This window comes from Dryocola clanedunensis subsp. sulfonylureivorans, assembly GCF_016756775.1.
Lineage (GTDB): Bacteria > Pseudomonadota > Gammaproteobacteria > Enterobacterales > Enterobacteriaceae > Dryocola > Dryocola clanedunensis.
Genome location: NZ_JAERMU010000030.1, coordinates 13,119 through 35,373, shown reverse-complemented (window position 1 = coordinate 35,373; position 22,255 = coordinate 13,119). Strand labels below are relative to the sequence as shown.

Sequence of the window (22,255 nt, the reverse complement as noted above, 5' to 3'; positions counted from 1 at the left end):
GTTGGGTATTACAGCGCGCTCAGGCCGCATGAATATAACTGTGGGTTACCACCAAACGAATCGGAAAACCGATACTGGAAAAACTCTAACGCGGTGGCCAGTTTTAGTTGACCACTACAGTACCCGTAACGTAACCATTGACGATGGCATAAGTGATCTGGCTTTCTTCTAAATCTAATTGATACTGAAGAATGACCTGAAATACAGATTGTGATTCAGCCATTTCATTTAAGAATTGGTGCGTAGGATCATCAGGTAAGTATGCAACCACAATATCAAATGGTTCTACTGATTTATCGGATAGTAGTACTGTCTTGTACTCATTATCATAGGTTTCAAAATTATTTGTTTCTGACTGGATGGTTAGAGCAGGAAATTCAGTTACATTATTAATAGTAACATTTCCTATGCCCTGTGGTGAACGGTTTCCAGTGTCCGTATTATATTGTAAAGTTAATCCCTTACCTGAAAAAATGTCGGCCATTTTATATCCTTATAGCGTTATCTTGTTTTCTCCGTAACTTGAATATTTATCGTAAATGATAAAGAAACCGAGCCAGTTATAGGGTCTGTTACGATATCGGATTGTTCATAGGAGTAAGAGAGAATGATTAAATCAGCATCCTTGAAAGCACGTGCTTTCTCATTATCAAACGTACTGATAATTTGATCATAAGTGATTGACGGTGCAGTATTGCCTGATTCTGGTTTTGGACTTATCAAGTACTGAATAGCAAAGTTACCTGCTTTCCTCTGCCCGCCAAAAGAAATTGAAGACAATGAGTAATCAAATGCTATCTGTCCAAATACATCTGCATCACGTGATACTGTTAGATTCTTAGTAGCGTTGATTAGCTGTTTCATTGTCTGGCGTACTTTCTGTACTAACATCATATTAGTAATCCTCTGCAAATGAAGCACCAGCAGAAGTACGAAAGTAGCAATTAACCATACCTGACCGATCATCTTCAATATTATAAATTGTTTGGTTTACACCATCGATGATCAGTACTGTACCGATAACTATATCAGTATTAATTAAATCATCCTTTCTCATTGTTACGTATGTTTCTGTGCTTTCGATAAATCCACCTGCGGCTTCAATAGAAACGGGAAGTACTTCTACAATTCCAGTAAAAGTACTTCCCGTAGAAGTTTGGATTAATTGACCGAAAGCATTTAGAAACGTATCTTGTTGACCGTTAGAAAATGCTCTCATAGTTATTACTCACCAATAACGATATTAACTAATGCTTCAGAATGAGCAAGTGCAATATCTGAGTAATCCCATACGCGGTAAACGATAGTGTTACTTGAACGATAAGTAGTATCGTCAAAATCCACTTCCTGACCTTCCCAATTTGCGATAATTACATTACTGAAATCACCAATTAGGATCTCACCATCTGCAACGAATTCAGAAACAACTACCTGTACTTCATCTGCTAACCACATAGCTTCACTACGATAGCCTTCAACCATCGCTTTAGCGGCGGTGTTATCAAGTACGGCAATCTGACGTAAAGTAGAAAGGGTCTTGGCATTCATCACGGCTTTCGCAGCTCGAACATTCACGTTAGCTTGTGCCAGTTGAGCAACAGCTTTTTGAACATCTTCAAGAGTGATAGAACCCGCAGTAGCAACGTTCAGTACTGGAGCAGCAGCAACGATTTTATCCATTACGTTTTGTTCCAAGCCCTGAGCCGCATAACGCATTAACTCAGACTGTACGAATGTTTCAATATTTGGAGCAGTAAGAATTGCAGTTTTACTTAGTGGAATAGCACCACCGAATGCTTTTGGTGTTAGGGTAACCTTAGTGAAGTTAGCAATAGAATCATCTTGTGCTTCTGCTTCGCCGTAGAATTTAAATACCGGAGCTACACCATTAGCTTTAGGAATAGAAAGATTACCACGACCAGCCAAGCCTGAATAAACAGTAGTATTTAGTTCACCAAGAGCAGATAGCTTTAATAGCTTTGGAATATATTGGTCTTGTAGATCATCTGCGACTACACCAGCAGCCGTAGTAGTATTAGTTGAAGGTACTACAGCACGTACATAACCATTCTTACCGAATTCATAACCTTCAAGAGAGGTTTTATCACCGGCTTTGATAGCACGTAGCATATCATTTAATAGATTTTTATCCATCGATTTGATTTCCTTATCATGATTAGGATTGTTTTTAATGTCATTCAATTGACGTTTGAAATCGGTCACGGTAATTCCTTTACCAATGGCATCCGATACATCAATATTAAGTACTTTACCGAGTGCTTCTAATTCGCGTACACGTTCAGTATCATCAGTACTATTTATAATTTCCGGTTCTTCACCTTGTACTTTGTTGAGTAAGTCAGGACGTTTAGAAAGAATATCTAAAAGTTCTTCATCACTTAGATCGCGTTTAACTTCATCTACGTGTTCTACTACTTCTTCAACTTCGTCTTTAACTTCCTGTTCGGTAGCGTCTACTGTCGTTTCAATTTCGCTATCGTTATTTGTTTCTACCATGAATTGATCCTTTTGAATTGTTTCACCTGCTTTATTTAGTGAATCAATTTCAATATCGGATTCCATTGAACGGCCTACGCCTACAGAAGCATCTGCTGGTACTGTAACTAAGCTAATTTCATAGATTTCATAATCGGAAACGTAGATATTATTTCCAGAAATGTAGTAATCATTAATGTTATAGCCAATACTGATATGTGTTAGTACGCCTTCCTGAATCATTTCCCATTCATCATTAGCGGTAGTACTAATACGTAGCGTTGCACGTCCTACACGGTCGGCGTCCATATGTGCAGATACAACAGCACCAATGAGATCATCACGATTATGATTAAAGAGTACTGCACCATTTTGATTAAGACGGCGTAGATCTGCGTTATCGGAACCGCATAGAAGGATTTCATTATAGATTTCACCATTGATTTCACGCTCTACTGGTGTTTCTGAGCAAAACGCTACATCGATAGTTCGCGATGCTGTATTAATCGCCTGTAGGGGTATCGTTAGTTCCCTCTTCTGGTTTTTGATTTCCATCCTGGTTAACTTCCTTGTTTGGGTTTTCTTTTTCCTTTTCTGCCTGTACCTCTGCTAATACCTTGACTGGATCACCACCAAGTTCGGCGATAACCTGAGTTTTAGATTTAATACCTGCTTCCATTTGAAGTAGTTCAGCCTGTATATCCTTTACAGGATCTAAACTAATTGGTTTTTGTAGAATGTAGCGAGCACAAATGAGATCATCAAAGTCTGAAAAACTTAGATTCAATTTGCTGTTATTAATCATTTCATTCTTTAACCAAGCTATATAGATTGGTTTGAGTACTTTACTGATAAGTACATTGGTTCGAGTACGGAAAGTGGTTTGTTGTAGTTTTTCTGTTAATCGTGCAGCACTGAATGAAGCATTAGATGTGTCAGATAATAGAGCCTGTTTAGTTACGTTTAAGCCCATGCTAATTTGATTCATGAGTTCATTAGTAAACTGATCGATACCATCTACACCATTCGTCGGAGTGACAGTTTTAATGTCCTGCCCTTCACCTAATTCACCAATAAAGCCCGCTTCAAAGTACTCTGTGTATACTGGTGTAACTTCATCACGCTCATCAGCACCTAACAGATCTGTACTGGTAGTGTCGTTATTATTAGTAATGAATGCCATACTGGAAGCACTTACACGTTTTGCTGTTAATGCAGCCTCTGTGAAATTCTTCAGATCTTCAATTAACTTACTTGTAGCGACTAAATCGGGTAATCCGCGTTCCTGCCCTTGCTGGTCTGCTATGAAGTAGTGGCATATTTCATTAGCCGGAATGACTTCATAATCTCCAGTACTGTATGTGTACGTAACGGGATCAAATCTACAGAAATAGTAATTTACTGGTCTGTGCCATTGGTCAAATTCGATACCATTACTGATATAATTACCATTGGCTAAATGTTGGTTATTGGATTGTTGTAAACGAGCAGTATCTAATATTTCTAATTTTATTTGACGGTTAATAGTATGAATTCTGATAAAGCATTCACCATCTTGTACCCTGATCTTCTCTACATTTTGTTGGAATAGCTCAAAACTTAAAGCACCATCGACGCTAAATCGGTCTGGATCATAAGCCCAACGATCAAATAGTTTCTCTAATTGTTCATTAATCTGGTTAATTTCTTCTTCGCTTCCGTCAATCTCTACCGCAGGTTTCACGTAAACACCATCGGACCCTACTACCCCATCTACGGAAAGGTTCATGTACTTACGCCCAATTGGGTTTTTAAGTACTGCATCACGTGAAAACGCTCGCATGGTAGGTAGTGCTTTAAGTATCAGAAAGTTAATATTGCTTCCTGAATTAGCATTAAATCCAAAATTCATAACCGATGTGTTGCGTACTGCCTGAATATCACGTTTAAGTGTTGATGGTTTAGTACTACGCTCTTGTTTTTGTTTCTTAGGTTTAGCTTCTTGTGTGACTTCTTTTTTATTCCAGAACATTAGCGTGTACTCCCTGGCTTAGGCTTGAAAACCGTAATGCTCTTGATTGGTTTGCCGCCACTGGATAAAGTACCGCCATTCATTTTCACAAATAGTGAGTTTGCACGCTTCACATAGCGTTCACGCATGGATTCAAGTGATGATAGTGATTCACTTACAAGAGTTTTATTATTGATTGTGATTGAGTAATTAGCACCGCCTGCAATTTTATTAGCAATTACCGCATCAATTTCACTGATCATCTGCTTCAATTGTGCGTATTCAGAAGTATAAAGTAATGGATTAATGACCTCAGAAGTAAATGTACTGGCTTGTCCGTTAGATATTTGAGTACAGAAAAGTAATTCACTTGCTGTACGCATATCTAATGTAACCGTAAAATCTTTTGAAGTACTGCCATTGAGATTATCCAATGATGTACTTTGACCGGATGAAGTAAAACTAATAACGAGAATCGTAGCAGCGGGTACTGTTACCGTTAGATCCATTGGATTTGATACCAAATAGATCTTGTCTGGTAGTAGTGCCATTTGATTTCCTTATCATTTGCCGAACCAATTAGAACCCATACCAGTACGTCTACGCGTCTGTTTTTTCTCTGGTTTGGTTATTGGTTCTTCTACTTTATTTATATTATATTTAGTACTTTCCTGTACTTTATGTTCACGTAGTTTCCTGAATGGTTGAGTACCTAATTTACTTTGTGCATATACAATCGCTATCATTCCATAGACAAGGCAATCTAAAGCCTCATTACGCTTTTGACCTTTCTTTAATCGCCATACTAATTTCCCCCCTGCTGGTTTTAATTCTTCTGCTGAAAGTTGTTCAAAGTAATCGGACGGTAAAGTACTGCTAAAGCGTAATTTAACTGGTGCGTTCTCCGCTTCAGTACTGAGCATTAAGTTTAAAAGTTTACGTATCGTATTCTTCTGGTCATGTACATTTAGGATCTGTAGTTGGTAGCCAGCCTGTGTACTCGTTTTGAAGAGATCACCAGTAGTGCTACTTGAACCCTTGATAGGATGGTACTTAGCCCAACGTGCGGTGAACTTCTTAACTGTATCGGTGGCGTTACCGTTCGAACTGTCCACGAATACGGCAAGTGTCGGTACTATGCGACCTTGTACAGTACGGAAATCTTGCCTACAGAACTGGTCTAAATCCTTCCATGCTGTGGCCTCAATCTTTGTACAATCGTGGGCATAGAAAAATTCATGACCGAGCACATAAATGTTCTTCTCATCAAAGCCTAATACAGTTGCTTCTAAGCGGTCTAATTGCTGGTCTACTGCTATTGTTATGCCTAAAGTACTTTCAGGGATGTTATGAAGGTTAAATTCATCTTCTCGTAATGATTCTAATTGAAGAATATCTAATTCCTTCTGATATTCATCTTCATAGGGTAATCCAAGTTCATTATTATAAAATGTTTGTAGATTGAAGTTATAAAGAGCATCGGCAAACTTTGAAACCATTTCAGTAATAGTATTCAATGGGGAATACATACGGCTGATTTGATACCCTACTACACCCGGCTCACCATCTTTGTTAGTAGCAATCCATCGACCACCGTCGATCATTTGGTGGCGTGTATGTTCATCAATCTCTTCATTACAATGAGGACAAATTAAACGGGTAGTAGTACTGTCTGGTATTGCTCGTCCGTTTTCTAATGTTTTAAATTCAAATGCTACTTGTTCCCATTCGAAAGTATATTCATGACCACATGTATGAGTAACATAGTACCGCCGCTTATCCGAAAGATTATATTCAGCATTGATCAGATCGTCTTTATACAATGGCGTGGAAGATACAACGACTAGTGAATCACTGCCGAAAGTACTGGTACGTGCTTCAGCCAGTTTAATTGGATTTCCTTCATCAGTGATCTCGCAGTTACTGACTTCATCCAACAGGACAACACGTGTTGTAATGCCGCGTAGGTTTCCTGGTGTATTAAGGTTTAGCCAATAGATAAACGTGCCGTTGATCATCTGTGTTTGTTTTGAGTTATTCGCGGCGTTCTTATCATTCTTATCTGTTACTAATGGCTTCAGTACTGAACTGGTTTCAATAGCGGGTAAAAACTTACCATCTTTGAACTTCTTCACTTCTGATTCGGAACTACTCCCAAAGGCAAAATTACAGGGATCATTCGCCATTACGTTAAATGCGATTGATTGTAGTACTGTCGTTTTTAAAAGCTGGCTGCATGACTGAAGTACTATCTTTTTAGTACTTCTATCCTGAGCTATATCCATCGGTTCTTTTTGAAAACTAAATGGAAGCCAGTCAAGCCCCATGTTCGGCCCATCAACAAATTTCACTACACCATTACTGATCCATTCGCTGGTTTTCTGTATCTTCGGTGGCTGTAAAGTCGGTAGTACTTTCTTCAATAACCTCGTTAGTTTCTTCTTGTTGTCCATTTAGTTCTTCATCCGTGGGTAACTCAAATTCCATGCTTCCAAGCTGGAATAAAGTCTTATCAATATTTTCTTTTAATATGTCTCGTAGATCTTTTGCGTCATTCTGAGCAAATAACTCTAAGTATGTTTTGGACGGTATCGCACGCATTGCGGTTTTAACTTGAAACAGATATTCTGTCAGTACTTGTTCTAGATATTCAGTACTGACCACCAGCCCATTCTTTTCAGCTAATTCAAGTTCTGCCAGTTGGCGTTCTGCTGATAGCTTCTTCAATCGCTCTTGTTCAATTTGTTCTTTGATATCTGTGTTGCGTAATGGATCAATTATGTTAGTACGAATCCATTCATAGATTTCTTTTTCTGATTTAGTACAGTCCAGTCCTCTGTTCACCCATTCACGGCTAATAACAGAAACGTCATATCCGTAGCGGCGTGATAGTTCGCTGTATGATATAGTCAGATTAGTTTTGTTTGTTCTTGTTTTAGGCATAAAAAAACCTCCTGATATATTTATCAAGAGGCTTATGTTTTGTGTGAGTCTAAAAGGTCACATATGATTAAAAGCATTCGGTGCCGAAAACTCGCGTTCTAAGGTGGCCTGTAGGAGTACCTTTTAAACGCTCTCAGACGCTCTGTATTGAATTGTGATAATGAGATAGTGATTTTACTTAAGTACTGAAATACTATCCGTGTAGCGTCTTACACTTCCATTTTGAATGTCATAGACTATCTTTATCTTGAACTAACACAGCGGGATACAATAATGAAAATATATCCATTGATAGTACTGTTATGCTCCGTTGCCACTGGCTGTATGTCTAATCCCCGTATCGATGATCTGTCTGGTGCTGAACGGGCAAAGGCCGCTAATATGCCCGTACATAATGATAACCCTTACCCGACTGCAAAGGTGATCAAGACTGTAACGGGTTTGAGTTGTAATCGTAATGGTAATCAACAGCAGGATGTGAGCCAGTCGGAAGCACTTGAAGGGATAAAGATACAGGCGGCGATGGTGGATGCAGATGCAGTAGTTAACAATCTCTGTCAGAAGAATTCTGATACTGATTGGACTAATAATTGCTGGGCTTCCGTGAAGTGTATTGGTGATGCGGTTAAGTTGAAGTAATGGTAAAGTGTATTAGCTCAGGTCTGAGCTAATACAATTAAACGATGCCTTCATCTGGTCTGATGAACCTTATCTATCATTTCTTTACAATTCGGAATTGTATACTCATTGCCACGAATATCAACTATGACTATATCTTCAAGATAGTGTACATCACCTTCTGAACCAGGTATGATTAAATCGCTATAATCCAATTTAACAATCTTCCTTTGATTTTCTTTCAACACAATCAAGTCATCGTTACTTCCATGATAGGTCGAGTAACCGTCAGAGTATTTATAAACGATCCTGTCAATTGCCGCGTCTCGTCTTCCATGATTATAAATGTATATATCCAAATGGTTGAATAACATACCATCCCCCCTATCATATGTATATGGTCTTGCCTTAATGGTCATTCTTGATCTATCTAACCATGCTGTCCTTGCTGAGATACATAATGATGCACACGAAATTAAAAACGTTATTAATACTTTATTATCATCAATTAATTTAACAACATCCATTAGCCTTTCCATTCGCAAATTGTCGTCTAATATTTCTATCATATATCGTCATTAATTTGTACTGTACTTTCTATCCCTTAAAGAAATTCATGGCTAAACTGAGTATCGACACGTTTAAGTGATTCTTCACCTAGATACTTATTGTATGGCTGTAAGTCAGCAATGCGTGACTCGCGGATCATACATCCAGTACTGCCATTGTCCATCTGATAGATCGGATTGTAGGTACGGTCACAATCACTATGGAACTGAGGACGGTAGTACTTCACCCCGTTACGTGTACCTGTATCAAACAGTACTATTGTAGCCTTGTTATCAACGTTGGCGACAAAGGCTTTATCCATGAATGAGTGATGTACGCTGCCGCAGCCTGTGAGCAGTACTACCAACATGACGATTAGTATTTTCATTTTTTATATCCCTATAGAAGTTGTTCGCATTGTTCAAAGCGGATTGGCCTGTACTCTCCCTGTACTGCCCATATCCCCGACTCTCGTAGAATCCTGTGATTGTTATAGCCAGTGACTTGTACGATCACCTTGTCGCAGTACTGCATGATGTTCTTGATGAGTACCGGGAAAATCAGCCTTTCGATGTGTTCTTCAGTGAACCGTCTATTTAGTCGTACTACGTCGTAACCGTCGGTTAGCAGTGGTTCAGCAGCCATGTAGCGTATGAATGGTAGATCATCATACCGTGTACCTGTGCCAGTACTGAGCACGCACAACAACCCCTTTTCTTTGAACCATGCGGCTTTACCCTGAATCATTCTTAACTGGTTCTGATAAACCACATGACGAATGTATTCACTTTCCTTTCCTGCCCCCATCAGTACCCGGCAACCGTTTATCAGTACACGGGTTTCCAGCTCTACGCCGAGTAACATACCGTCCAAAGACGTAATTGGAACTGCCCAATGTTCGATTTTCATGTTGATCTCTCAGTTGTCATAACTGATTGATAATTGATCATTTTTAAGCGTTGATCAAATTAAAATGATCGATAATTACATTTCTACCGTTTTTAGTGGTAAGTGATTTTCATGGCTGGATCTGTACGAAATGTGATGCCATACTGTATGGATAACCAGTACAAATTTAGAGACATAGTATGGGCAAGAATGGTTTTGATCTGGCAATCAAACGCGGGGTGCAGCAGTTTGAGCATTTAGGCCAATGGGCTAAGGTCTGCTATTGGGGATACAGTCTTGATGAGTTTTCATATGGGGATCGTGTTTTCTTCCAGAACCAGCAAGGTACATACTGGTTAGGCACGATTGAGCGTGATTGCTTCGTGTTCATACTGGAAACGCCGCTATGTTCAGTACTGGAAGGCTTGCATTATCTGAGTACTGAAAATGCCGTCTATAAGCAGCATGATGAAGATGGATGGTTTTGTGAGCAGGGGGAATTACCGTTTTGATCGCGTTCCCCCTCACCCCCAACAAACCTACCCAATGGTGAAGGGGAACACGTAGTGGTAGTATACAGAATGAATAAATTCTTTGTATACTTCCGTTTTATCCTAAAGCGATTTGAGTATGGACGAGATAAAACCCCAAAATATTGAAAATGAAACTAATAATAAGCAATGTGATCATGGTATAAAAAACATTGCAAGATGGAATAAATCTTTAGTAGCCGCAGTAATATTACTATTAGTATTTTCAGCATTGACTTTTTTACGTGTTTTCACTTTCAATATAACCAGTGTGGCTTTAAATACTTATTCCAATGTTATTATTGCAATAAGTAATGTATTAATGGCAAGTGCTGCGATTTATGCAGCATTTAATGCAAAAAACTGGCTATCACCTAAAATCCAGAATGAAGGCTTTAGACAAGCAAGTCAATGTATGCTAGAACTTACCAAAATAAGAATTGCTCAACAGCACCTGTTAGCTAACTACGTTCTCAATTTGGAAGCGAACTTCCAAGGTAGTGCTCGTACACCGTCGAAACACTATGAGACCGATTACTATCAACACGTACAAAAATTCCAAGACTTAGCAACACTGGTTATTAGTTTCAGTGCTCGTATGCATAGTCTCACGATATGGAAAATTACTATAATTGAAGAAAATCGATTCAGTAATTTAGTTGCGTCCTTAATCGAATTACAGAAAGTACATCGTTCTTTAATTGATACGTGGAAAGATGAGGCCGAACTTATAAGTAGAAACAGAAAGTGGAATAATGAAAAAATAGCAGTCCTTGCAATTCATGAATCAGTCAAAAATAATATAAATGAGTTATCAATTGATTTTGATAGTTTATTTAAATAATTATTGTGCTTCGAACGTTGACGTTCTTTAGAGGGGCATTCCGCCCCTTATCAACTAATCTGTTGCTTGATTGTTCCATGCTTCATTACTTGAGGGATACAGTGTCTGCGTTTTGACTATACCCTCTATGTGCAGTCTGGTAGAATGATTTATTTTACTAAAAAAATATCAACTTATTATGATAAGACAAGTACGGCATGCTTAAATTAAAGTTGCATTGTAATTTTCATCGTCAATATAGTTGCTATTGTTGCTAATAAAGTGACAAACAAAGTCAAAGCTGGAATATATAGTGCTGTAAGTCTTTTGAATTTATTTTCTTTATCATTATACTGTATAAAGTATGTTTTTACTCTTAACAGCTTAATTCTTAACATATCCTTTATTGATGATTTATGTAACACACCTGTTACTCGATGATAACGAAGTAGATCTCTCACACCGTTTTCTATAATAGTCGGAGTTATATTCTTCGCATTATAAGAATGAAAAATAATTAATGAGTCATGCTCTGCCATTGAATCTTCGGATGAAGATGGGAATAGCATCATATGCACAGCCCCTGTAGCACTATAGGTTATTGATAAAGAAGCACCTTTTTGCCTATGATGATTAAACTTTATGCTTTCTTTTGTAATTTGCTGCCGCATGTTTCCCGTCATACGATCTGAGACCTGCAAAGTTATACAATCAAATCCATATCCATCGGGTTCATCTGCCATATCTATGACGTTAAGATTAATATTTTTTTCTGAAAGCTGTGTTAATAATAAAACCAATTGTTCTTTAAATTTTGGTTTGAATGTAAACCAGTTAACGTAGGAAATTAACCTTCTAAGTTCATCCCGCTCAAATTCTAAACTAAACTCTTTCTGCCACCCCATCACGCCCCCCTAATAATAAAAGCCACCTTTCGGCGGGATCAATTCGACGTTACTCAATTGTGATAAATCCATTTACTCGCTCCAGAATGTCATTTTCTTTTTCAAATCTGCAATTGGAAGTACTTCGCTTCCACGATGTACCATTGCATGGCAGTTTGGACATAATGGGATCATATCTGTTACGGGGTTGACCACATAGTTTTCCCCAATCGTATGAAGCGGCTTGATGTGATGTACATGAATGAACCCACGGCCATGTGTACCATAGACCTTCTCAAAATCGAAGCCACAGCATTTACAGGTAGTACCGTGATGCTGGATGCAGGCTTGTCTGGCCTTTGGATCGCGTTCGTAGTAGTTCACTGTTACTTGAGTCTTTGCACCTTCAACAAAACTCTCTCCTGAAGGAATCTCATCAGGGAATGGATTAGGTAAGAAATCTGCATACCAAACAACGCCTTCTTTACGAAGATATCGCTTGTTTAATTTACGCTCAAAATCCTTGATTACTGCAATTTCAGGATTATCCGGGTGTTCTGCGAAAACCATATTGAAGGTGTAAAGTTCGTAGCCTTCATGGACTAACCTGATGTGTTCCAGTGCCTGGGTGTATCCCGGTTGTTTTTTGTTGTTTGAGTTGTACTCCCAACGCTCTCGAAGAATGATTGACCGCTCTTGTTCACTCTCAACATCCCATGACCCAAAGATGACCATCTTCTTTTCATGGTTAACAAATGACCAACTCCACGTCCAGTTACTGCAAGTAGCTCCGTGTGACTGGATGAATTGCTTTCTGTTCATATCTGCTCCTGCTGAAGTACTTCTTCGGTGCTTATAAGCTCACTATGTTAACCAGTTCAAAGCAACCAGCCCCCTTTTTTTTAAAGAAATCGTGATCTCAGCCAGTACAACGCCATCTAATGACGTCTCAACTTCCACTTAGGTTAAATTTTCACACTACGATGAACATTTACGAAACATAACTGCAAATGGTAAAATTATTCATCCATGAACCAGTCTACGGGTTGAGAAAGTGAGAGTTGAACGATGGAACAAATTGTTAGTTGCTACCGTCATAGTACTTCTATGGGTAGCGACATTAGCTTTAATTAAAGTACTATTTTCTGGCTCTAATGGTTTTGAATGGGGAAGCGTAAGTGATTGGATTTCTGTTTTGTGTAATATAGTAATGGCAGGTGCTGCATTATATGCAGCAATTAATGCTAAAGATTGGCTATCAGAAAAAACGCGAACACTCGGATTAGAAAAGGCTGAATCATTACTCAATGAGATGGATTCAGTTTCTCCAGTACATGACTCATTTATCAATGTATTAGCGGAGGCTGACATTTACTATCGCTCTAACTTTTTCGAAAACCAAGCTGATAAAGCAAAAGTGATAATATCACTTGATGAGTTAAGGATTTCAATAGAAAATAATAAATTAAAGCTAGAAGATGTTAAGTTGAGATTTCATTCATTAAAACGATGGGATGTTAAGATTTTAAAAGAAAATGAACTAATACAGTTATTGGATGCTCATCAAAACACTATTATGTCGCTATCTAATGCCACATTCAATTTGCGAAACGCCTTATCAGAATTTATTGATGACAAAAGATTTTTTGTGCTTTTTGGGAATCATTTCAATGAATATTATGCTGAGGCCTTATCTTCGTATCAGAACGGAATATCTATTCATGAGAAAATTCACAATTACAAATTCCGAGAGTTATTCGAAGTATAATATTTCTATGTACATGTGCCCTTCTCTCGACTTAGAGGGCAACTCAACTCATTGACATTCCATACTTTAATGTATGTAACTTGATAGTACTGCTTCGTGTCGTTAGATAATTTGATGACTTCAGTAAGGGCTTAAACAGCCCGATAACCCCAACAAGGGCTTAGCCCGCGTAGATACTTCAAAAAGAGCGAAGCGAACTTTAGGCCATAGGCCGCCCCCAATAGTTTAGTCAGTACTATTATCTGTCCGAGCAAAGCGAGTATTTACGCCTTGCGTTGTTTCGAGTACTGATGAGAAAAACGCAAAGTTACGATCTAATATTTGGTTTTTATAGAGACTGACGAGCAAAGCGAGTTAGGCTCTCTAGAGACTGAATTTCAGTAAGACACGTATGCTTTCAAAGTAATGGGTATGGGTTATATTATATTAAGTTACGGTTATTCAAAAACCACTACATACAGTGCATAAAACATTGATTTCACCGCTAGATATTGAATATATATTCATTACTACTAATAATAACCGTATTTTCACCTTTTTAAATACGGTTATAGTTACGGTAATAAATATTAAAAAAATCAGATGGTTAATAACATCTGTTCCATTACCGTAACTATGCAAAACGGTTATCATTTCTTCATTGCTACAAGATGATCAATGAGTGATTGGAGATCTGCCCCGCTATCTAACATCTCTAGATGTGCGGCTTTCTGTTCGTCTGTCATCAACTGCTTAGACTTATACTTTGCAATCATGTTGAGGGGTACACCATCGTTCAGTAGTTGCTCGAATGCCTGTGAAATGAGCGTAGCGATCCTCTTGTACTTCTCACGTGCTGATTTACTATCCGGGTAGTTCATACCTTTTGTTTGTCTGTATAGCTTTAGATATTCAAATGTTAGCTGTTCGCTTAACTCTGGACTATTACGAACAATGGCATACACGTCTTCTTCTGGTACTCTGTTTTTACCTAAAAAATCACTTTCTTGAATTAGATTTCTCATTACATCTTTTGCTTCTTTGGAAAGGGCATGTAATGTTATATTTTTTAATGCTCCCTGTACTTTCTGATTATTATGAATTGCTTCTTTTCTTGCCATGATAAATACCCCTGTAAATTATGTTAATTTTTCATGGCCTATAGCGACTCTACCCACTATAGGCCAATTTTATTATTGTGATTTTTGTAATAGTACCGCACTAAGTTTCGGATATGCTTTATACTGCTGCGATAGTTTATAGATATATGATTTACGCCCAACAACATAAGCAGCATGAGCTTCTTCTATCGTTGGGTATGTCCCAAATTTATGTACTTTCTTATCAAATGTTGCTTGTGCTTGATAGCCCTTATGATTAACGGCAACACCGGTTGATAAAGATGTTGGTACTACACGGAACAATTGATTGACTTCTCTCGGTACAAAGATACAGTTACTTGGGCTGTACTCATCACCTCCTAATATATCCTTATCTAAATGCCATTCTGCTACATAGTTATCAATATACCAATTATAAAAATTACTGAACACATACCATTCTTCGCATATGGTAACATTAGCATAATTACTATTATTGAGTACTCTTGAGTGAAAGTTATGCCATACTCTTAGTGCTTTTTCTTTATCAGTTAGTTTTTGACCAATTAGATCATTTATTTTAACCTTTCTCATTATAATTACATCCATTGTAAATACGCGGTACATCCTGTAGCCGCGTTTACTCTTCTTGTGCGGTGAGAAGCCAACCGTACTGCTATGTATTAACCTGTTATCATGTGACTATTGATTAAGTACTGTATAGCACCCGCAATTGTTTTAGCCTTACCTGAATCAACAAGTTTTTGTAATGCTGATTTCTGTGTATCAGTAAATCTAACTGATACAACCTGTGTTTTGTTTTCCTTTTCCATGTTACTTTCCTTTGTAATCATTCCCCCTAAAAATCCATACAAAAAAGTACCCCACTTGCGTAGGGCAACTTTGGAAGGAGGAATTATAATGTTATATATATTATACCATATTAATTTATGGCGTTTCATTTTTGTTATCGTTCGATTTATTTATCAGATCTCTATTAAATGGTAGCAATAGTAGTGCTAGAACCGTAAATGACAAATGCAGTACCATAACAAATGGCATTAGTACAAAAATATAAATTATTGTTGCTAGTACCTTAAGTATCTCATTACTTAACCAAGTCATAATCAATCCTCCTATTCTTATAGTACTATTTATAACAGGAGTAAAATAACAGAGGCATAATAATATGCCTCTCATTCTTTTTATTTATAGAAAGCAGTAACGTCTAATCCATACAATGAGATCAAACGCATAATTTGCGTAAATGCGTCGAACTCTAACGGTATATCACATTTGAACATGAACTGAAAGAAAGCATCCTCTGAGTTCGGTAATGATAATTGTGTTGCTTCGCATGTGTTCACATCACAGCTTGTATAGCGAATTTCATCACCATGAATCGCAAATGTGTAGATAACTGGATCTGGCTCATTTGGTAACTCACGGAAAACACTGAAGTAACTAACGCTATGTGACTTCCTCCACTTCATAGTGGCAGAATAGCGATCTCCCATGCGGGTAAATTGTTCTTGTACTACTTCTTTGATAGTTTCTGGCACGCGGCCACGTTTTGATACGGTCATAGAGACCTCCTTTTCTTTGGCTAAATTAAAAGTCATCTCATGGGCTACCTCCTTACTCGTTTGCATGATTATTAAATCGATGCCGTGTTGACGGTTATAATGCTAAAGGTTGAATGTCGTTCAGTCAATTTTCGACTTAAGTGAAATTCATCAGTAAATTGACAATTTAAGATCCAAAGTGGTATTCTAAAGATAAGGAAAATCAAACCCAATGGGTGCTGAATTGTAAATATAATTCTTGAATTTTCATTGATAATGTGTTAGTCCTGCCTATCAATTCTTGGAGTTTATTCACTCAAAGCTAGATTTTTTTTTCTTCTTTTTTTCAGTCACTTTCGATATTTTATCCTAAAAAATACGCAACCCGTTGAATCTTCATGATTTTCAGTGCACTTCCCCTTTATTCACTAAAGTCTTTTTTCTGTCAACGATGTCTAAACACTGACAGAGTTTTGCTGCTGCCTCGCTCCCGACCTAAAGTAAAACCCACCTAATCCTCTTGTAACGCGTTCTGCTACCTTCTACGTTAAACCTGTGCCTATGCACTACGACATACAAAAAAACCTCACACAGAGGTTCTGGTGAGGTCAAATTAACTTTCAAACCGGTCATCTTCGCTAATCAATCCAATCTATCTGGTCTTCATTAATGCCAAACTCAAATGTTTCTGGTTCCCTTCCTTGCAGCAGTCGCATGAAGTTGTAAAGCTCATCGAGTGTTTTAGAGCGACTTGCTTCTAAAGTCCAGACATCACCATCCGAAACCACTTTGAATACGGTATTTCCTTTTTCTTGTACTCTATATGTACGCTCTTTACCTTGTTGCGTAATAGCAATCTCCTGCAATAATTCACCGCCGCCACGCTTGTTATCAATGAGAAGTGCATGTGATAGAACATCCGTGAAGTACTTCAAATCAACAAAAATAAGTTTATCAAACACCCAATAAGATACTCGTGACAGTACCAGTTTAAGTTCCTTTCTTACTTTTGCTCTTAACTCTACATTCATTGGATCAAGTACAGCATCGATATCATAATCAAAAGCCGGAATTTCTTTTTTATGAGAATAGCTATTAATCCTATCCTGTAACTCATCGATACTATCCTGTACATCAGTTAGCCCTTCCATTAAGGGCATAGAAGTTTTCTTACCTTCATCTTTTCTTTTTGTGATTTTTTCTAGGTATTGTTTCTCTTGTGACTTTAAGGCAAGCAATTCTAATTTCAATGTCTCAAGGCCATCATTATTATCTGCTGTACCATCATTCATCAATTTTGAAAAATCGACTTGCATAACCGTATTAAGAATATTCTTCTCAATTCGAGTATATTGTATAGATTTAGCATCACACCTTTTTTTCTCTTCACGTGTACGGCAGATAACGTATTTTGCCCTAACATGATTATAGTGGATCGCTATATTCCCACCACAGAAACCACATTTAAGGATTCGAGGAAATAAGTTTGTTATGTAATCATTTTGAGCAATAGTTACATCTTTCCTGATTCGGTTTGCAACACCACTTTTAGTAAGTTTTTCGTTTACTCGTTCGAACGTCAGATTATCAATAATCTTTTGCTCTACTACCTTCTTGTCACGAAGGACACGTAGCACATTGACAGTACTCCAACCATCCGGTAATCGTTTAACAATCGCACCCGAACCAAGCCCCGATTCTGACAGTTCAAAAATCTGTTTAACAACGTCTGGTTCCAGCAACAGATCTTCGGCAGGTTTTTTCTTATCTGCCATTACCGTATCCATCATCCGATTGGCAGTTATGAATAGTTCATCGTCAATGATTTTTGGGTACACATTCGATATTACTTCATCATTATACCGCTTATGTTCACCTAACAACCGCCTGTCACGTATTAGGCGAGATACCTTTACCATTTGCCACTTTGGATCACCGATACGTTTCACTATCTCGCCAGTACTAAACCCAGCTTTGTACCATTCAAAGCACTGAACAACCAAGGCGGCTTGCTCTTCAATGACCGAGTACTTGTTATCAATGTTTTCTAACCAGAACGGCATACGATTTGATACAACCTCACCGTTAGCCGCTGCTCTCATAACCTTGTTTTGCCATGCAACTTTTGCACGAACAGATTTCATCAACGATTCGTTGTGTGAACGCTGTAGGATGATTTCCATTAGTATTTTCGAAAAACTGTCATCATCCCTTAACACTAGGCCAGTACTTATGTCGTAAATGACTATGCCACTCACGACAATAAATTGGATCGTATTCTCCGTCCAACTGGAGCGGCGACTCAACCTATCGAGACTGGTCACGATAAGTGCATCACCCTTCCCGTACTTGCGATTTCGCACATCTTGTAAAAATTTACCAAGATTTGACTCAGGGGAGATGTTAGCGTTTTTAAAGGCTGACACCCCTTCATCTGTTATATAAATCCTGTCACATGTGAATTTATCAGCATTATCATCCAAATACTGCTCGATAATTGAACGCTGATCATCCAATCCTGCTCCAGTAACAACTTGATCAAAACTCGATACACGCTCATAACAAATAGGACGGAGCATATTTTTATATCCCGTTGAAGACCTACGCTAAAAGTAAAAATTCTGATAGCTTCAAATGTTCCCACAGTTTACAACAGGACGGCATGCCATGAATATATTCGATCACTATCGCCAGCGTTATGAAGCTGCCAAGGACGAAGAGTTCACACTGCAGGAGTTTCTTGCCATCTGTAAGCAAGATCGCAGTGCCTATGCCAACGCGGCAGAACGGCTATTGATGGCCATCGGTGAGCCAGTGATGGTGGACACTGCCACGGAGCCACGGCTATCCCGTCTGTTTTCAAACCGGGTGATTTCCCGCTACCCGGCGTTTGAAGAGTTCTATGGTATGGAAGAAGCCATTGAACAGATTGTTGCATACCTTAAACATGCCGCCCAGGGGCTGGAAGAGAAGAAACAAATCCTCTACCTGCTGGGGCCGGTGGGTGGCGGTAAGTCCTCCCTTGCCGAGCGTCTGAAAGCACTGATGCAGCGGGTCCCTATTTATACCCTGAGCGCCAACGGCGAGCGCAGCCCGGTGAACGATCACCCGCTGTGCCTGTTTAACCCTCAGGAAGATGCGTCGATTCTTGAAAAAGAGTACGGCGTGCCTAACCGCTACCTCGGCACGATTATGTCCCCGTGGGCGGCAAAACGGTTGCAGGAGTTCGGCGGCGACATCACCAAATTCCGCGTGGTAAAAGTCTGGCCGTCCATTCTGGCACAGATTGCCATTGCCAAAACCGAACCGGGTGACGAGAACAACCAGGATATCTCGGCGCTGGTCGGTAAAGTGGATATCCGAAAACTGGAAAACCACGCCCAGAACGACCCGGATGCCTACGGCTACTCCGGCGCGCTGTGCCGCGCAAACCAGGGCATCATGGAATTCGTCGAGATGTTCAAAGCGCCGATAAAAGTGCTTCACCCGCTGCTGACCGCAACTCAGGAGGGGAACTACAACGGTACTGAAGGCATCTCTGCCCTGCCGTTCAACGGCATAATTCTTGCGCATTCCAACGAATCGGAGTGGGTGACCTTCCGAAATAACAAAAACAACGAGGCGTTCCTTGACCGCGTATACATCGTCAAAGTCCCTTATTGCCTGCGCATCTCCGAAGAGATCAAAATCTACGAGAAGCTGCTTAACCACAGCGAGCTGTCCCACGCGCCTTGCGCCCCTGGCACCCTTGAAACGCTGTCCCGTTTCTCCATTTTGTCGCGTCTGAAAGAGCCAGAAAACTCCAGCATTTACTCCAAAATGCGGGTGTATGACGGCGAAAGCCTGAAGGATACCGATCCGAAAGCGAAATCCTACCAGGAATATCGCGATTACGCCGGTGTGGATGAAGGAATGAACGGGCTGTCGACACGCTTCGCGTTTAAGATCCTTTCACGCGTGTTCAACTTTGACCATGTGGAAGTGGCGGCTAACCCGGTGCATCTGTTCTATGTGCTTGAGCAGCAGATTGAGCGCGAGCAGTTCCCGCAGGATATCGCCGAGAAGTACCTTGAACACCTGAAAGGCTATCTGATCCCGAAATACGCCGAATTTATCGGCAAAGAGATCCAGACGGCGTACCTGGAGTCCTACTCAGAGTATGGGCAAAACATCTTCGACCGTTATGTGACCTACGCTGACTTCTGGATCCAGGATCAGGAGTACCGCGACCCGGATACCGGCCAGCTGTTTGACCGTGAATCCCTGAATGCTGAACTGGAAAAAATTGAAAAACCAGCCGGCATCAGCAACCCGAAAGATTTCCGTAATGAAATCGTTAACTTCGTGCTGCGCGCCCGCGCCCACAATAATGGTCGTAACCCTAACTGGACCAGCTACGAGAAGCTGCGCACGGTCATCGAGAAGAAAATGTTCTCGAACACCGAAGAGCTGCTGCCCGTTATCTCGTTCAACGCCAAAACCTCGACCGACGAGCAGAAGAAACACGATGACTTTGTCGATCGTATGATGGAGAAAGGCTACACCCGTAAACAGGTCCGTCTGCTGTGCGAATGGTATCTGCGGGTCCGCAAATCTTCATAACGTCTTAAGTCACTACCGGGTGCCACAGCCGTGGTACCCCTGCGCAGTTGGCAAAGCAGTTTGGGGGAACTATGGCCTATTTTATTGACAGGCGACTGAACGGCAAAAACAAGAGCGCGGTTAACCGCCAGCGCTTCCTGCGCCGTTACAAGGCACAAATCAAACAGTCGATTTCCGAGGCCATCAACAAGCGTTCGGTTACCGACGTCGACAGCGGCGAGTCCGTGTCCATCCCAAGTGAAGATATCAGCGAACCGATGTTTCACCAGGGCCGGGGCGGACTACGCCATCGCGTCCATCCCGGCAACGATCATTTTGTGCAAAATGACCGCATTGAGCGTCCACAGGGCGGCGGCGGTGGCGGCGGTTCCGGCCAGGGCCAGGCAAGCCAGGACGGTGAAGGTCAGGACGAGTTCGTCTTCCAGATTTCAAAAGATGAATACCTGGATCTGCTGTTTGAGGATCTCGCCCTACCCAACCTGAAGAAAAATCAGCACCGGCAGCTTAACGAGTTTAAGACTCACCGTGCCGGGTACACATCTAACGGCGTACCGGCCAACATCGCCGTGGTTCGTTCGCTGCAAAACTCTCTTGCGCGGCGTACGGCGATGACGGCAGGCAAACGCCGGGCGCTGCACGAGCTGGAAGACAGTCTTGATATCGTCAGCAAAAGCGAACCGGCACAGCTGCTTGAAGAGGAGCAGCTGCGCAAGGAAATCGCCGAGCTGCGCGAGAAAATCAAGCGAGTGCCGTTTATCGATACCTTCGATTTACGCTACAAGAACTACGAAAAACGGGCGGAGCCTTCAAGCCAGGCCGTGATGTTCTGCCTGATGGACGTCTCCGGCTCAATGGACCAGGCCACAAAAGACATGGCGAAGCGTTTTTATATCCTGCTCTATCTGTTCCTGAGCCGGACCTATAAGAACGTAGAGGTCGTATATATACGTCACCACACTCAGGCTAAAGAGGTGGATGAACATGAATTCTTCTATTCACAGGAAACCGGCGGCACCATCGTGTCGAGCGCCCTCAAGCTGATGGATGAGGTCGTGAAAGAAAGGTATGACCCGGCGCAGTGGAACATTTACGCCGCCCAGGCATCGGACGGTGATAACTGGGCCGATGACTCTCCGCTGTGCCATGAGATCCTGGCAAAGAAACTGCTGCCGGTAGTGCGTTATTACAGCTATATCGAAATAACCCGTCGTGCGCATCAGACGCTGTGGCGCGAGTACGAGAACTTACAGTCAACGTTCGATAATTTCGCCATGCAGCACATCCGTGACCAGGACGATATTTATCCTGTGTTCCGTGAACTGTTCCAGAAGCAGACTAGCGACTCCCACAATTAAACTATAAAATTCAGCCAGTGGACTCTGTTTTGCTGGCTGAATTTTTTATTTCACTATTAACATTTCACGTATCATCAATAAATTATCTTTCCTTATCTGACGATATCTCGACATCAGGTCGAGCAAAACATGGGCTTAGACTGCAAGTTCCTGACCACCTCAGCC

At 40.4% G+C, this 22,255-nt stretch carries 24 protein-coding genes; 6 read left to right on the top strand and 18 right to left on the bottom strand.

All coding sequences use genetic code 11. The annotated features are described in order from the left end of the window. Nucleotides 1-103 precede the first annotated feature (103 nt). From HYQ67_RS21265 to HYQ67_RS21230, 8 genes are read right to left on the bottom strand one after another with little or no spacing between them, the layout of a single operon-like run. Nucleotides 104-484: a hypothetical protein gene (locus HYQ67_RS21265; protein ID WP_202307438.1), complete on the bottom strand. Its 381-nt coding sequence runs from the start codon at nt 482-484 to the stop codon at nt 104-106. A gap of 17 nt (nt 485-501) precedes the next feature. Next, nucleotides 502-894, bottom strand: a complete 393-nt coding sequence (locus HYQ67_RS21260; RefSeq protein ID WP_202307437.1) for a hypothetical protein — start codon at nt 892-894, stop codon at nt 502-504. Nucleotide 895: 1 nt separating this feature from the next. After that, nucleotides 896-1,219 carry a hypothetical protein gene (locus HYQ67_RS21255; protein ID WP_202307435.1) on the bottom strand — a complete coding sequence of 108 codons (324 nt, stop codon included), beginning with the start codon at nt 1,217-1,219 and terminating at the stop codon, nt 896-898. 5 nt (nt 1,220-1,224) lie between these two features. Further along, nucleotides 1,225-3,051, bottom strand: a complete 1,827-nt coding sequence (locus tag HYQ67_RS21250) for a phage major capsid family protein (protein WP_237391378.1) — start codon at nt 3,049-3,051, stop codon at nt 1,225-1,227. After that, on the bottom strand, nt 2,999-4,507 hold the full coding sequence (locus HYQ67_RS21245; RefSeq protein ID WP_202307433.1) for a phage portal protein: 1,509 nt from the start codon (nt 4,505-4,507) through the stop codon (nt 2,999-3,001). The genes HYQ67_RS21250 and HYQ67_RS21245 overlap by 53 nt, the downstream gene beginning before the upstream one ends. Further along, nucleotides 4,507-5,037, bottom strand: coding sequence for a hypothetical protein (locus HYQ67_RS21240; protein ID WP_202307431.1), 531 nt, complete (start codon nt 5,035-5,037; stop codon nt 4,507-4,509). Before HYQ67_RS21240 ends, HYQ67_RS21245 begins: the two co-directional genes overlap by 1 nt. A 12-nt stretch (nt 5,038-5,049) precedes the next feature. Beyond that, nucleotides 5,050-6,939 (bottom strand): terminase gpA endonuclease subunit, encoded by a 1,890-nt coding sequence (locus tag HYQ67_RS21235; protein ID WP_237391377.1) that lies wholly within the window; start codon nt 6,937-6,939, stop codon nt 5,050-5,052. Further along, nucleotides 6,845-7,429 (bottom strand): terminase small subunit, encoded by a 585-nt coding sequence (locus HYQ67_RS21230; protein ID WP_202307429.1) that lies wholly within the window; start codon nt 7,427-7,429, stop codon nt 6,845-6,847. Before HYQ67_RS21230 ends, HYQ67_RS21235 begins: the two co-directional genes overlap by 95 nt. Before the next feature lie 273 nt (nt 7,430-7,702). Between HYQ67_RS21230 and HYQ67_RS21225 the strand changes: the two genes are divergently transcribed. After that, complete coding sequence (locus tag HYQ67_RS21225) at nt 7,703-8,068, top strand: hypothetical protein (protein ID WP_202307425.1); 366 nt, start codon at nt 7,703-7,705, stop codon at nt 8,066-8,068. A gap of 50 nt (nt 8,069-8,118) precedes the next feature. On the opposite strand, the gene HYQ67_RS21220 is transcribed toward HYQ67_RS21225, so the two are convergent. The 3 genes from HYQ67_RS21220 to HYQ67_RS21210 all read right to left on the bottom strand — a co-directional run bounded on the left by HYQ67_RS21220 (nt 8,119) and on the right by HYQ67_RS21210 (nt 9,505). Further along, nucleotides 8,119-8,574 (bottom strand): hypothetical protein, encoded by a 456-nt coding sequence (locus HYQ67_RS21220; RefSeq protein WP_202307424.1) that lies wholly within the window; start codon nt 8,572-8,574, stop codon nt 8,119-8,121. 77 nt (nt 8,575-8,651) lie between these two features. Further along, nucleotides 8,652-8,984 carry a hypothetical protein gene (locus HYQ67_RS21215; protein WP_202307423.1) on the bottom strand — a complete coding sequence of 111 codons (333 nt, stop codon included), beginning with the start codon at nt 8,982-8,984 and terminating at the stop codon, nt 8,652-8,654. A gap of 11 nt (nt 8,985-8,995) precedes the next feature. Next, nucleotides 8,996-9,505: an EAL domain-containing protein gene (locus tag HYQ67_RS21210; RefSeq protein ID WP_202307422.1), complete on the bottom strand. Its 510-nt coding sequence runs from the start codon at nt 9,503-9,505 to the stop codon at nt 8,996-8,998. A 179-nt stretch (nt 9,506-9,684) separates the two neighbouring features. Between HYQ67_RS21210 and HYQ67_RS21205 the strand changes: the two genes are divergently transcribed. Both HYQ67_RS21205 and HYQ67_RS21200 read left to right on the top strand, forming a co-directional pair. Continuing rightward, a complete protein-coding gene (locus HYQ67_RS21205) occupies nt 9,685-9,996 on the top strand; it encodes a hypothetical protein (RefSeq protein ID WP_202307420.1) in 312 nt (103 codons plus the stop codon). Between the two features lie 118 nt (nt 9,997-10,114). Then, nucleotides 10,115-10,858, top strand: a complete 744-nt coding sequence (locus tag HYQ67_RS21200) for a hypothetical protein (protein ID WP_202307418.1) — start codon at nt 10,115-10,117, stop codon at nt 10,856-10,858. Between the two features lie 206 nt (nt 10,859-11,064). Here HYQ67_RS21200 and HYQ67_RS21195 read toward each other — a convergent pair whose 3' ends face one another. Beyond that, a complete protein-coding gene (locus HYQ67_RS21195; protein WP_237391376.1) occupies nt 11,065-11,742 on the bottom strand; it encodes a hypothetical protein in 678 nt (225 codons plus the stop codon). 72 nt (nt 11,743-11,814) lie between these two features. Next, nucleotides 11,815-12,543, bottom strand: a complete 729-nt coding sequence (locus tag HYQ67_RS21190; RefSeq protein ID WP_202307416.1) for an HNH endonuclease — start codon at nt 12,541-12,543, stop codon at nt 11,815-11,817. Between the two features lie 256 nt (nt 12,544-12,799). Here HYQ67_RS21190 and HYQ67_RS21185 point away from each other — a divergent pair, with 256 nt between their 5' ends. Further along, nucleotides 12,800-13,489 carry a hypothetical protein gene (locus HYQ67_RS21185; protein WP_202307407.1) on the top strand — a complete coding sequence of 230 codons (690 nt, stop codon included), beginning with the start codon at nt 12,800-12,802 and terminating at the stop codon, nt 13,487-13,489. 629 nt (nt 13,490-14,118) lie between these two features. Here the strand turns inward: HYQ67_RS21185 and HYQ67_RS21180 are convergent. The 5 genes from HYQ67_RS21180 to HYQ67_RS21160 all read right to left on the bottom strand — a co-directional run bounded on the left by HYQ67_RS21180 (nt 14,119) and on the right by HYQ67_RS21160 (nt 18,712). Continuing rightward, complete coding sequence (locus tag HYQ67_RS21180) at nt 14,119-14,589, bottom strand: hypothetical protein (RefSeq protein WP_202307405.1); 471 nt, start codon at nt 14,587-14,589, stop codon at nt 14,119-14,121. A 72-nt stretch (nt 14,590-14,661) separates the two neighbouring features. Continuing rightward, a complete protein-coding gene (locus HYQ67_RS21175) occupies nt 14,662-15,162 on the bottom strand; it encodes a hypothetical protein (protein ID WP_202307403.1) in 501 nt (166 codons plus the stop codon). An 89-nt stretch (nt 15,163-15,251) separates the two neighbouring features. Next, the gene (locus tag HYQ67_RS21170; RefSeq protein WP_202307401.1) at nt 15,252-15,401 is read right to left on the bottom strand and encodes a hypothetical protein; all 150 of its coding nucleotides are present in this window, start codon (nt 15,399-15,401) and stop codon (nt 15,252-15,254) included. Nucleotides 15,402-15,773: 372 nt separating this feature from the next. Further along, nucleotides 15,774-16,154, bottom strand: coding sequence for a hypothetical protein (locus HYQ67_RS21165; protein WP_202307399.1), 381 nt, complete (start codon nt 16,152-16,154; stop codon nt 15,774-15,776). Nucleotides 16,155-16,771: 617 nt separating this feature from the next. Further along, nucleotides 16,772-18,712: a recombinase family protein gene (locus HYQ67_RS21160; protein ID WP_202307397.1), complete on the bottom strand. Its 1,941-nt coding sequence runs from the start codon at nt 18,710-18,712 to the stop codon at nt 16,772-16,774. 88 nt (nt 18,713-18,800) lie between these two features. On the opposite strand from HYQ67_RS21160, the gene yeaG reads away from it, so the two are divergent. Both yeaG and HYQ67_RS21150 read left to right on the top strand, forming a co-directional pair. Beyond that, the gene (yeaG, locus tag HYQ67_RS21155; RefSeq protein WP_202307395.1) at nt 18,801-20,735 is read left to right on the top strand and encodes a protein kinase YeaG; all 1,935 of its coding nucleotides are present in this window, start codon (nt 18,801-18,803) and stop codon (nt 20,733-20,735) included. A gap of 71 nt (nt 20,736-20,806) precedes the next feature. Further along, a complete protein-coding gene (locus tag HYQ67_RS21150; RefSeq protein ID WP_202307386.1) occupies nt 20,807-22,090 on the top strand; it encodes a YeaH/YhbH family protein in 1,284 nt (427 codons plus the stop codon). Nucleotides 22,091-22,255: the final 165 nt, after the last annotated feature.